This is a genomic window from Pseudobacter ginsenosidimutans, assembly GCF_007970185.1.
GTDB lineage: Bacteria > Bacteroidota > Bacteroidia > Chitinophagales > Chitinophagaceae > Pseudobacter > Pseudobacter ginsenosidimutans.
The window spans coordinates 6,226,128-6,239,631 of the sequence record NZ_CP042431.1; the positions used below are offsets into that span (position 1 = coordinate 6,226,128).

The window sequence follows — 13,504 nt, forward strand, 5'->3', positions numbered from 1 at the left end:
TTGTCTATTTTTTATATAATCGTGGAAGCACTTTTGCATTGCTCTTGAAGTAACCAATGATGGCCCCTTTATCGGCATCGGGTGCAAACTTCAGTAAAGCGATCACTATCTCTTCACCATAATTGGTAAACTGACAATATTTGCCTGTCCCCAGCTGACTCGTTGTGAGGTTCGGCTGCTCGAACATGATCTGCAACAGGTCCAGCCGCTGTTCCCTGCTTAATTTTTCAAAACAACCCAGGGCGGGAAAATGACTGGAATGGTTCACCAGCGATACATTCCATTCCTGCAGCACCTTTGTGATATCACATCTGATCTTCCAGGCAGGGTCCCTGCTGTCGAACAAATTCTGCATCTGCTCTGCGGACCTGTTGCCCCTTATCTTCTTGTATTCATCGATCAACACCTGGATATCGGTAACGGCTTTCGTTACAATATTCAATTGGCCCCGCAGCATATCCCTTAGTTTTTCCAGGTCGCGGTAACCAACATAGTTCTCATCTTTGGAGATCACGAAGATGTGCGACGGCAATTGCCGGATCAGATCGAGGATCTCTTTCCTGATCTCAGGACTATCATTGGTCAGTGATTTCTGATGGGTCTCGAAGGCATATTCCATCATCTTCACTTTATCTGCATTGGCTTCCTGCAGATCCCAGTATTTGTCTATCTGGAAAACAAAACCATCTGCTTCCGCCTTTTCCCAGCTGAAATAACCAGCGGAATCTTTGATTGCTACAACACTCTCCGAATCCACATATCCTTTGAAAGCCCGTTGCTGTCCGGTTTTCCTGTTAAAGTTGTAACAGGCTACATACGCCCTGTTATTGAAAGTAAAGGAAGTCAGGGCGCCATTCAGGTCTACATGATAATTGAGGAGGACCCCATTCGCCTTGTATTTTTTCCCATCTGGCGTATAAATGATACCATCTACCATGGTGTTCCTGATGATCAGCTCATCATACAAAATATCATTCTCTGTATCGAACAAATTATTGACGCTTACCTCGTATACCTTGTCTATCACATCGTATTGCGCATTACCGAGCGCAGTATAACAATCGAAATCATTCATGAATTTTTCTCCGATATTCGGCCCCGATCTCGGCATCAGGTAAGCCACACCGTTACAAGGCGTAGCCCGTTCCAATGCCAGCCAGGCGCCGGAAGCGGTCCTGGTAGCACGATCCAGCGAATCGAGCAATCTTTGGGGAACGTTCTTGCTCTTCATCAAAATGGTCACCAGGCTATCGGTGGCCCTGCGCCATTGAGTGGCCTGTTGCTTGTCTGCATCGGTTCCCTTGTACCCTTTGAAGAATTCACGAACATTCTGGAACCACTTGCTCACTACGGATTGCAATCCCTTCCCTACTGTTTCTCCGAGCTTCTGCACAATCGGACCTGCATTCTTCACGGCCTCGCGGAGTTTTTGTTCGGCCTCCGCTTTTTGCTGTGGTGTTGCGCTTTCATCGTCCAGCACATCCTTCGCTTCTTTCATTTGGTTGATATATTCCTTCAACTGCTGTTTCTCAGAAGGCGTCAGGGCGAGAGCGTTATCGATTGTATTGGGGGATACTTCGGCCAGTTTGTCTATAAACTCTTTCAGCTCATCGAGTGTGGCTGTAGCCGCTTCAGGAATATGATCTTTCAGTTCCCTGAGAATGGCCACGCTCTTTGGATCGCCGGTGAAATCGGTTATATCTGTGAGTTGCTTTTCTTCCTGGTCATAAGTGGTTTCGATGATACCGCCGATCAGTTGTTTATCAGTGTTCACAGTGATGCCGCTGAAATGGACTTTCACTGCCACTTTGCCGATGAAAGGAATAGTGATATAACCGGTACCGGCAAAGGTCCCCTGCCCCTGAACAGTGATCAGTTTAACAGGGAAGTCGCCTGCGGTGATCACATCACCGCTCATGAGCGTTTGAATCGGCGTTCTGTTCGCAACGGTCAGCTCTGGCTGCAGGATATTACATCCGGCTCCCTCTTCAAGGCTGCTGCCGTTGATCACAAAGCTTTTGATATCGCTGTATACCGCGCCATTGGCGGGATACGGCGCGTTGCCATTAACATCGCAGAAAGCGCCTACACGATATTCGTATTGTTTATCTTTTTTGAGATCGTAGAGCATTACGCGGTTGACGCTGCTGTTCACGGAATACCACTGATTGGCTGTTTGTCCTTTTTCCCGGTATTCCACCACAAAGCGGGATTGTTGCAGGGCAGCATTCCAGGTGATGCTAGCTCTGCCGCCACTCACTTCGCTCTGCACATTGAAAGGCATCGGACAATCCTGCTGATAAGTGAACCAGAATATTTCGCTGTACCCGTTGTTGCGATAGGTGTCGCTGTTCTGGCTGCCATCGGAGGCCTGGGCCCTGATACGCCAGCCGTAGCGTTTGCCTGGTATCAGCAAAGGTTCGGTTGGGCCATACAGTAAGGTGGTGGCCTGCGTGGTGGTGCGGTACAATGGCTGTGATGTACCGAAAGCGGCTGCGGGCGCTATAGCATTATCCCATAATTCCACCAGCGTGAATTCGTATTCGGTGTTGAAAGCGGCAGTGGGACTCCCCATATTACGGGGCGTCCATTGGAAAATGATATTGGTTGGCTCTTTCCAGGCAATGCTTTCGCCGTTCCGCGGCAGGTTGAGTAAGGGCGGATCCAGCAACGAGAGCCAGGCCATGGCGCAATTGCTGCGGCCAATCAGCCTGTTGGTATTATATTCATACACTTCGAAACAAAACTGGTAGAATCCTTCGGGAAGTTTTTTGGTTTGCAGGTATTGTGCGCGGGTGATGCCTTGCAATACAAGATTGTCTGCATTGAAATAGGGAGCCAGATCATTCAGGCTGACGCGGAGCGGAACACCTGCATCGAGCGTGATGGGCGGATAATACATTTCATCGCGGTTGATGAGCTTTGCATTCTGGCCCTGAATGCTCATTTTGAGCCTCACCTGCAACGTGGGTTTGCTCAGGTCCGTATTGGTAAGAAGCACCACCAATTTTTCGGTTGTACCCATATGATAGTCGCTCACATTGAGTGTATAGGGCGGCAGCAACCGGGGCGTTACCTGCACAGGATACACCTGTGCATGCAACGGCCAATGCAAAGCCAGCAGCAGAACATTCAGCAATAAAACGCGTATGGAACGGGCCATGGGCAAAGTTTTCACAGAAAAGAATTGGTGTGCTTCCTACTTAAAGAGATATAACGATCCATATTTCCTGAATGAATAAGTTGTTTGCCAGAGATCATCCCCATCCCTTTCCTCCAGGGTATAAATAAGGGTCTTGCCGGTAAATTCGGAAACAGTCATATCTTCTCCGTCGATGGTCAGGATATTGCTTTTGTAAGTGTAAGCCAGCGTATCATGCGGGTCAAAACCCGGGCCTTCATTGGGATTGCTGAAGCGGGTGTACACTTTTCCATTATCGCGGAACTCCATGTAGTCGCCGGCATACACTTCAAGGTCCTCTTCGGTAAAGTTGCCTGTTTTGGTGTCCGTCACTTTCTCTTTGGTACTGACCGGCGTCCATTTTCCCAGGAGCTGGTTTTGGTTGGGCGATGAATTGTCTTTGTCCTTATCGCAGGCAGTGAAGGTTAAAGCGGCGATGGCAGCGAGGGCAAAAATTGTCTTTTTCATTTTTGGGATATTCTGATTGATTATAAAATTTAAAGGATCATTACTTTGATTATCCTGTACTCTTTTGCAGTTTCCAGCACCAGGGAATAGATACCGGCATTGAGCGAAAGCTGGTAGGGAACCTGGTATAGCTTATCACCGCTTTTCTGTTGCTGGTGCACAGTAGCGCCGGTGTTCAGATCTATCAGTCTTAGTTTGATACTGGCTTTCTCTTCCAGGCTGATCTTCACAGTGAATTGTCCGCCGGATGGATTGGGCGCCACCATGAACTCTTTGATGAAAGGCGAATTGGCGGGGCCGGGATCATTGAAGGCTTCAGGCTGTACAATGGTGATCGATTGCGTTACCAGTTTCTCGCAGGCGCCCACCATGGTTTTCATGCCGATGGTGAAATGTCCTGTATTCCTGAATTTCACTTGTGCATATTGATCATTGGCCCTGATGATGGAAGTGCCATTATCAGGCAGCACCCATTCCACTTTTTCAGGAGCGGGTTTGCTTATGTTCACCAGCATCACTTCTTCGTTGGCGAATGCCTGTGAGGAAGCCAGCATTTCTGCCGCCACTACGGCATTGCTCTGGGTTACGCCAACGGTGTCTTTCACCACGCAGCCATTGGAGGTGGTAGCAGATACATAGTATTCGCCCGCGAGATTCAACCGCACTTTGGCTTCTGATGCGTAAAAACCATTATTGGCCGTCCAGCTGTAGATCACACCATCCTGGATACTTGCATCGGCTTCATAGACTTGTTCTGCGCATAAGGTGATCTTCTCTTTGAGTGAAGTGGTGAGTTGTGGTGGTTCATTAACAGTGAATATCTGTTCCAGCGGGCAGCCCTTGCTGTCTGTGAGTGTGAGCCTGTATTCACCGGCAGACAAACCATTCAGGGAACTGGTGTTTTGTCCATTATTCCAATTATAATTGTAAGGGAAACTGCCACCGGTGGCAGTGAAGCTGATAGCTCCATCGTTGCCTTTGTAACAGGTTGCGTCCTTTACCACCAGGTTACTGAGACTGACGGGATCAGGTGATGTAACCTTTACCAGCTGCTGCACCTGGCAACCATTTGCATCTTTCACGAAGGCCATATATGTTCCCTGCGCAAGATTGGAAATGCTTTGACTCGTCTCACCGGTTGTCCATTCCAGTGAGTACGGCAATGTGCCGCCATTGATCAGGGCGCTGGCCGACCCATTGTTACTGCCATTACAAACGAGCGGTGTGCTGCTCAGATCGAGGGTAAGCAGGTCCGGCTCTGTGAGCAGGAATGGATCAGATTCTCTGGAGATATTGTTCCTGTCTGTAATGATGATCTTGTACAGCCCTGCAATGAGCCTGATAGCGATACTGTCTGACTGCGAAATATCTGTCCAGGTTCCGTTCTCATTACGGAGCCATTGGTATTTGTAACGGAAGACGGGTAGCTCGATCCCACCCTGCGCTTTTGCATAAAGCTCTCCGTCCGACAGATTTTTGCAGGAAACGTAACGATACTCGCTGATCTCTACCAATAGCGGCTCTGGTTCTACCAGTGTGAACGTATCCCTGGTGATACAGCCTTCGGCATTGGCGCCGGAGCTAAGCGCATAATGGGCGTCTGTAGCTTGCAAGATGTATTTGCCATCGCCGATATTTTGGAGGATGGAGGTGAAAGGATTGGTGGATGGCGGTTCGGGCGTGAGCCGGGCGCCGGCTTCGTTTGTCCATTGCAGGTTGTAACTGTCGCCATTGACGGGCGTTCCACCGGTAAGGATGGCCCTGATGCTGCCATCGGTGTAACCGAATGCCAGCGGATTGATGGCCTGGTAATTGTCTACATGCAATGGTTCTGCAGGCTGCCCGATGGTAATGGTTGCGATCACTTCTTTTCCACCGGCGTCTTTCATCATACAATCATTGCCATCGCGGATGCGCAGATAGTAAGTGCCGGTGTCCAGGCCGGTAATGGTATGCGTTCCGGCGGATGCAAAGCTGGTCCAGGTATAGGTATCGTTTTGCACTTTTCTATAACCAGCCAGGTAATTCCCCACTCCACCTGTGGTGTTGATGGTGATGGTTCCGTCTGCGCCACCATTGCAATACACATCCCTTTTGGTAGAATTGAAGTTCATGGCTGTAGGACCTGTAAACCCGAACCTTCCCACATGGAATGGGCCATCTGTATACGTGGCGATACTGCCGTTCGGGTATTTTCCCAATAACGTTATCCTGTAGCCGCCGGGAGGTAATTCGGATGGCCAGGTGATGGTATTGCCGGGATCCAGGGATGTGAGGTTGATGATGGAATGATTATATCCTGTTGCGCTGGTGGTATCTTCCAGGAAGATATTCAGCAATTCATTCGTATACAATTCCCTGTCGAATTGGATCTTCACGCTGCCATTGGACTCTCCGAAACATTTGTTGGGATTAACTGCAAGACCTGTGATCTTTGGCGAAGAGAGCCTGTTGTTCAAAGTGATCACATTGGAATAAAGATCGGTACAGGTCCGCATGCGGATATAGGTGTTCTCGCCGATGATCTTTACCTGCCCTGGTTGCAACAGATCAGTAAGTGAAACATCAACAGAAGCTTTGCCGGCGCTGTTGGTGGATGCAGGAAAAGGGTCCCATTCCCAGCCATTCAATGAATACTCCCAGTTGTAAACATTGGAAGGGAAACCGGCTGTGGCATTCAGGGTGATCTTATCGTTATCGGGGAGCAGTGTTGAATTGCTGCTTAAAGAAAGAATGGGCGTGAATTTAACATTGAAAGTGATGCTGGTCATCCTGGGCGTACCGGAGGGTACGCTGATACCATTTACGTTACAGATACTGATGTCATTTGTCTGATCATAATCAGCGTCTGTTCCGCTGCGGAAGTTCACGAATCCGGAAGAGCGGACTGCCACAGGAAGCTGACTAACGGTCATGGGTGGGTTCAGCCACCAGTCATTCTCATTGTCGCCGGATTCTCCCAGGTGCCTGAAATAGAGTTGCCGTTTGGAATTGTCCGCCATTACCAGCTCTATCAAAAGATGCGAGGTGGTATTGTTCTTTACACCATCGATCACCCTGAAGCTCAGGTTGGTGAGCTCCACATTATAGCTTTGGGCCTTCGATGCAAAGGAAGCCAGCAAGCACAATATGAATAAATATTTTCTCATCACAATTGTCTTAAAGCATTAGTGGAACCTAATATTTTGCCGATACGGTTTTCATGCTGCTGAAACTGCCGGAACTGAACACGGCCATCACACCATACTGGTATTCCGTATTGGGCTGAACATTGTTATCGTAGATGCCCATCTGTGCGGCGGGCAGCACTTTCCATAGCGCCAGTTGCTTTCCCAATTCGGCGCGATAAACCTGGTATTCCACTATCTGCTGCATGTTATGGTCCCAGGTGATCTCGATCCTTCTTTTATCGGGCTGCACATAAGCATACATTTTAGTGAATTGGGAAGATGCATTCGCTGCGTTTGCCACAGTGGCCACTTTCAGCTCTTCCGAAGGAGTTGTAAGACCGCCCTCGCTTTTGGCCACCACGTAATAGTTGTATGTTTTTCCACTTGTCAATTCTTTATCAGTAAAAGTGGACAGCGATCTTCCCGCAAAACTGATCAGCTCCACTGGCTGGCTTGTATCTCCGGCCATCTTCCGGATCACTGTATGCGACACCACATCGGAATCGGAACTACAGATCCAGTTGAGCATTACAGCATTGCCTTCCACCTTGAACCTGGTGATCACTGCAGGAGATGGCGGGATCACTTCTGGTTTCTTCACTTCCACCAGTACGGATTTTTCGGATTGATTGAAACGCTGGTCCAGCGCCGTGACGGCATAGTAAGATCGCTTGTTCAGCATTTTCAGGCTGAGCGTATCCTTGAAACTATTACCGTAGTAAACGGAATCCACCAGCGGCACCAACTCCTCTCCTTTCTTTTGCGCCCTGAATACTTTGTATCCCATCAGGTCGCGCTCATGGTTCTTGTCCCAGGAGATCGTTACAACTCCATTGGTATCGATTATTGCTTTTACGTTCACGGGAATAGCCGGCGGAGTACTGTCTTCCGGCTGTACCAATACAGGAAAAGAAGTGCTGCCTTCGCCTTCTTTGGCAATGGCGGAGATGGTGAAATAGTTGGAGGCAGCCAGTTCTTTTTTCAGCGTGGTATGCCGGAGCGAAGCAGTAAGGGTATCGCTGAACAATTCATAAGGGCCATTGATATTGCTGGCCCGCTTCAGTACAAAGCCGCGGATGGTATTATTGAATTTTTCGTCGAATATCCAGTTCACCTGCAGCATACTTTTGTTGTCAACAAATGCTTTTCGGATATTCGGAACAGCAGACAACAGCTCCTTACCCATTCCTTTGATGATAGGCGAAGCTGGTCCTGTTTGCCCCAAAGGATTTACACCAAGCACGCGATATTGGTATTCTTTTCCATTTTCGCGAAGCGAATCCATCAGGTACATGCGGGTCTGCTTGCCGGTACGGTCGTCGAAATTAGAAACAGGAAGACCGTTCAGCTTTGTGAAGTTCGCGCCTCCATCTTCCGATCTTTCCACGTAGTAAGAGGCGTAGTACTGAGAGAGCATCTGAATGTCCCAACTCAATAGCACGCCTTTATTACCAAACTGCGCGATGAGTTCCTGCACAGCAGGCAATGGTTCAAATTCAAGCGGACTGATAAATACGCCAACCGAGTCCGGCTTCAGCAAATGAGCCGGAGCAGCGGGTTTCAGCCGGTAGAGATACTTTTCGTCTGGTTTTACATTTTTATCGACATAACCCCAGCCGGCCAGCATGGCTCCTTCGAATGAATTGTCTGCGGCGTACAGGGAAAAGGAAAAGCGTTGTTCCAGTTCCTGCGATTGCGCCATGATCTTTGCTGCTCCTTTTTCATTCACACTCACATCGAAATCGGAACCATACAATGCCTGCGCTATCACGGCAGCATTACCGTCGAGCTTTGCGAGTGTTTCCCATTCTTCCAAAACAGCTGGTTTCAAGGGCGCTGGCGTGAGTACCATTTTTTCCGGTTGCGCCAGCATTTGTTTGTTTCGGATCACGGTATATCGCTCCAGTATGAAGCCATATTTATTATTCGTCTTCCAGGCCTGAGCGTTGGCGGATGCCCAGCGGAGGTAGATGGCTTTCTGTGAACTGTCTGCCCTGCCGATCATGCGCATGGAAGGCTGAGGCTTTTTAACGGCAGTCTGCGCCATCAGCATCACCGGAAACAGGAATAAGTAAAATATGGAAAACAGTTTTTTCATTTTTCTCTTTTCTTTTTTTCGTCTACCTGAGATCATTACGGTAAGGAACAGTGAAGGAGCTTCCCTTTGCGCCACCGGGCAGCACAAACTGGTAATTCACGCTGTAGATACCCTGCCTGATGAATGGATAATAGCCATTGATGATCTTTTCATAATCCTTTTGCAGTGGTGTACCGAGATACCTGTTCACCAGCTGGTTCTGTACATCATGGAAATCGGATTTGTAGTAAGATGGAAGATCATATACATAAGGCAGCCACTGCGTCACCTGCGGATCAGCATAATTCCCGTTCTCTATCATCCACAGATAACCGGGCGAAACAGGCAATGCACGTAACGGGATGAGGCCGTATTCAGCCGTGTCCCTGTCACTCACAGTAATATCGCCATAAGGCAGGCCAGCATACAATAATGGATACATGTCTTTATTGAAATAATCGTCTGTTGTAACAGCTACTGGTTGCACCAGTGGGATCCCGGCTGTATAGTCAGTTCCGGAGAGCTCAGCCAGATCAAAAGCTTCTGCATTGGCCACACCCTGTGTGAAACTGATCAGGTCAGAGCTCAGTTTTCTTGCCCTGGTGGAAGTGAGACTGTAACTGTTCATCCTGTCGGCAAATTTTCCAAATCGACTGCTCACAAATTCATATTCTAAAATGGTTTTGGCAATATCTGTCCGGGCCACATTGGACGCTGTTCTGTTGGTCAGCTCCAGGCCGTTCTCATCAGTGGTGGATTGCTGTGTAGTGCTGCCTGATGCGGATGACCCGATGGGCGCGCTGGACATTATAAGTTTGTATTGCTGATCTGTTTTCAGCTTGATCACATTGAAGCTGAGCCTGCGTGCCACGGAATCGTATTGGAATGGAAGAGTGATGGGTTGACCGCCATTCGCAGCAACAAAGGAAAGTTCCTGCCTGTAACCGGGGATCCTGAAAAGATAGGTTTGTCCTCGTTTGAGTTGCACATAACCGATCACGGTCTCATCCTTATAGAAATTGCGCTGGTCCACTACCGGCCAGGAATATTCGATATTATTCAGTGGGATGGCCTCGGGCGCCGTACCTGTAGTGAATTCCAGTATTTTACTTTCTTCAGCTTTTTGTCCATCCGTGTAAACGGTCTGCCAGCTACCATTCTTCAGTTCTTTGAAACTCACACGCACAGTGGCTTTCACACTGGTTTTGGAAGGCAGGATCTCGGTGGAATAGAAAGTGGCTACATCTTTATTGGAATTCCACCTGATCTCACCGGGAATGGACTTGCCATTGTTGACCAGGTTGAATTGCTCCAGCTGAACGCGGAAGGTTTTGTTGCCTTCATCATCCTGTATTGGAATATCCTTATCGATCGCGAAATTGAATGCTACCTGTGGCGCAGTGAACACGTCGGTGTTCACGGTATCTTTCGGCGAGATGTCGGATATAACGGCCATGCCTACCACTGCTTCCTTGCCATTGCCCTGCACAATTTTACACTCTTTACCGATGGTGAGCTTGAAACTCATATTGCCCTTCACCAGTCCTCCGAGGATATTGAACTTCACTCCAAGATATCCCGCAAACCACGACGGATTGGGCAGTTTAGCCTGCAGCAAGGTAGCTGCCGCTCCCTGGATAATAGGAAAACGGAACTTGATGAATTTGAGATTCACTTTCACACCCAGCTCACCCTGCAAAAAAACATAGGCCTGTGCATTGCCATACCAGCCATTGATCCCGATCGGCTCGCTGCTGCCTTCGCAGTGTGCATCTTTGTATTGCTTGAGCATGAGATCGAAACCGAGCCCTGCTTTGAAGTTGGCATAGAGAATGAGAAAAGTAAGATCTCCTGTCTGCACTTTGAGCCGCGCTCCTGTAGCGAAGCCGCGGCCCTCGCCAAGCGAATTAAGATCACGCATGTAATCGAGCTGCTTCATATCCAGTCCGAGGATATCAGCCACTTCGCCGGGCGGTGGTGGAGAGCCTGGGATCTTAGTCCCCATCATGAAATAGGAACTGGTTTCAAGACTAAAACCTCCCAGTCCAAACCGGATACCTACCGGGTTATTGGGCGTGCCCATATACACATGCCAGTCGCCGGGAGCAAAATACATTTCGGACCAGCCTGCCCGGTAATTCTCTCCCACGCCCGTCAACACATTCGCAATATTGAGATAGAGCTCGAAATTGGATTGAAAGATCCTGTTCTGAAAATCGTACGACATGCCCACGTAGGCAGAGAGCCCTTTGAAGTTCGGACCACCAATAGAACAGGGAATTTCCTGCGCGGCCGTCTGCGGATCATTGGCCCGCAGCTCCTGTTCTGCTGCAATGGCCTGTTGCTTTTGTTCATCGGTCATGCCTTCCATCGCCTGCGCTTCTTTGGAACTACCATTGGCAAAGATCTGTTTGGCCTGTTCCAGTTCTTCCCCTACTGCATCGGTTACGCCGCGCATGATGTCTGCATTGCCAAAGAATCCCATATAGCGGATACCACCGCCATTGTTGAACGCTACTTCAAACTCCGCACGGGCATTCACTACTTCAGGACTGGTAACGCAAAACAATACACCGGCTTTGATGCCAAGCCCCAGCGCATTGTCGGGCTTGTATTCGGGCATGAGATTCTTACTGATGCCGGCAAAGGAATTCATCTTGCTCATATGGTAGTAAGCGCCGCCGGCAAAGCCATTGATCATCACAGGCCCCACCACGGGAATTCCGGGCGACCAGCGCGCCAATCCATCCACAAACCAGTAACGGAAACTTGTTCTGCCGAAGATGGCCCTTACCTGCACTTCCAGGTTCAGCGCGGAGAAAGTGGCATTGATACCGCCGGCAAATCCATCGCCGTACACTGGATCGTCTTCCATGAAATGCACTTCACCACGGAGCGTAAGCCCTCCTATCTTCACATTATCCAAACGGATACTTTCAAGTCTTACTTTGTCTAGTTTCCAACGATGGGTTCCATTGCTATTCTCGAAATCCGCGCCGATGTTCAGACGGGTGCTGGCCTTGAAGGCATTGTCCTGCAATGTGAGCTTCAATCCGAATGCAAGATCTGCATGCGTATTGTTGGCCACCAAACTGATATTATCTATCGATACAGGAAAGTTCCCCACTTTCACTTCGCCTTCATAACCGAAATAATCAACCGAAAAATAGGGATTCTTCGTGCGCAGTCGTAGTCCCCGGAAAGTAACGCCTTTGAAACTGGCGATTGCTTTGGAGCCTTCTGGTTTGGTGGTAGCGTTGATGGTGAGCCGGCCGTAGAGATTGGCTTCGGGCATGAATTCACCATTATCTACCAACAATCGTACATAAGAATTTGAATCGAGTGTACACTGCGCCTGCCAGAGCTTGAAATCAAGTTGTCCTTTGGGGCTGACAGTGAGCCAGTATTTGTTATCCTGCGTAACAACAGCCTCGTAGCTAAGCGAATCCTTATCAGCTACCGGCAACCCTATATTGCCTTTGAAACCCGCCGCCACCAGGCGATTGGCTTCAATGCCGATACTCAGTTCATCCACCGAGAACTTCCATCCCGATGCTGAGCCACTGCTATAAGAAAGAATATTTTTTCCATAGAATAATCCGCTCACACCATTATTGTCCACTATCAGATCATGCGCGCCAAAACTCACACGGGCATTTGCATCTTTCTTTTTGAATGCTTTCGGAAGCATCACTTCCACCATTTGCACATACACGCCGCGCCACATATTGGGATTGGGATAGCTCATATGCCGCAACTCATATCCCTGTGGGAAGATGATACTGGAACTATTGCGGGTATCGCTGAAATCGAACACTGCATTGGTAACGGTGAATACGAAACCATCCAGACCACTGATCTGGAATTTGGGCAGACTGATCGCCACCAGCATATCGTTCCAGTCACTCACTACTGATTTGAAACTTCCTGCTACCTGTACTTTGGTATCTGTGATCTGTTCGCCATTTTGATCACAGGGGATCAGCAATGAACGGGGAAAAACCACATCGGCAGCGATACCCATTTCCTTGAACCCATTACAGTCCATACTCAGGAAAGTTAGATCGTCGGCGGCCTGACCTTTATTGAGATTGAACCCTCCTTTCAGTATTACCTGGCTGTTGCCGCCATTGATATTGATGGGCACATTTCCGAGCAGGCAGAGCTTTGCATCGCCGATGATACCTCCTTTGTAAGAGAGCTTTAATCCACTCACACCAAAGAACAACTGGCCTGGACTCTGAGGAATTTCCACTTTTGCAAAAATGGTGAGCTCGGCAAAGGTTTCATGGAAAATGGCACTGCTGATGGCGAGCTTGTAAGTGACATTACTGATGGTCCTCTTCAATCCGATGGGCAATTCATTCAGATCATCTGGCTGCAATGTTTCCAGCCATTTGTTGAGATCGTCCACTTTCTGCACGGCGGCATTGGCCACTTCTTTCACTTTTACAGAATCTGCAAGTGTAAAAATGGATTTCCCGGAAATAGCGCTATCCGGTAATGCATGCTGAACAAATGCCGGTACACGCAAACTGTCATTGGCCCGGATCGAAGCGCCGGCCAGCAGGAAGAGTACAATGTATATGATCCTAAAATTCATGACTG

The 13,504-nt window shown here is 48.8% G+C and carries 5 protein-coding genes; all 5 read right to left on the bottom strand.

All coding sequences use genetic code 11. From position 1 onward, the window contains the following. Positions 1–4 precede the first annotated feature (4 nt). The 5 genes from FSB84_RS24485 to FSB84_RS24505 are packed head-to-tail and all read right to left on the bottom strand — an operon-like array spanning position 5 to position 13,499. Positions 5–3,163 (bottom strand): fibronectin type III domain-containing protein, encoded by a 3,159-nt coding sequence (locus FSB84_RS24485; RefSeq protein ID WP_147122351.1) that lies wholly within the window; start codon positions 3,161–3,163, stop codon positions 5–7. Between the two features lie 36 nt (positions 3,164–3,199). After that, a complete protein-coding gene (locus tag FSB84_RS24490; protein ID WP_130540479.1) occupies positions 3,200–3,649 on the bottom strand; it encodes a lipocalin family protein in 450 nt (149 codons plus the stop codon). Between the two features lie 29 nt (positions 3,650–3,678). Next, entirely contained in the window at positions 3,679–6,798 is a 3,120-nt protein-coding gene (locus FSB84_RS24495) for a T9SS type A sorting domain-containing protein (protein ID WP_130540480.1), read from the bottom strand. A 28-nt stretch (positions 6,799–6,826) separates the two neighbouring features. Continuing rightward, positions 6,827–8,917, bottom strand: coding sequence for a fibronectin type III domain-containing protein (locus FSB84_RS24500; protein ID WP_130540481.1), 2,091 nt, complete (start codon positions 8,915–8,917; stop codon positions 6,827–6,829). 22 nt (positions 8,918–8,939) lie between these two features. After that, entirely contained in the window at positions 8,940–13,499 is a 4,560-nt protein-coding gene (locus FSB84_RS24505; protein ID WP_130540482.1) for a hypothetical protein, read from the bottom strand. Between the last annotated feature and the right edge of the window lie 5 nt (positions 13,500–13,504).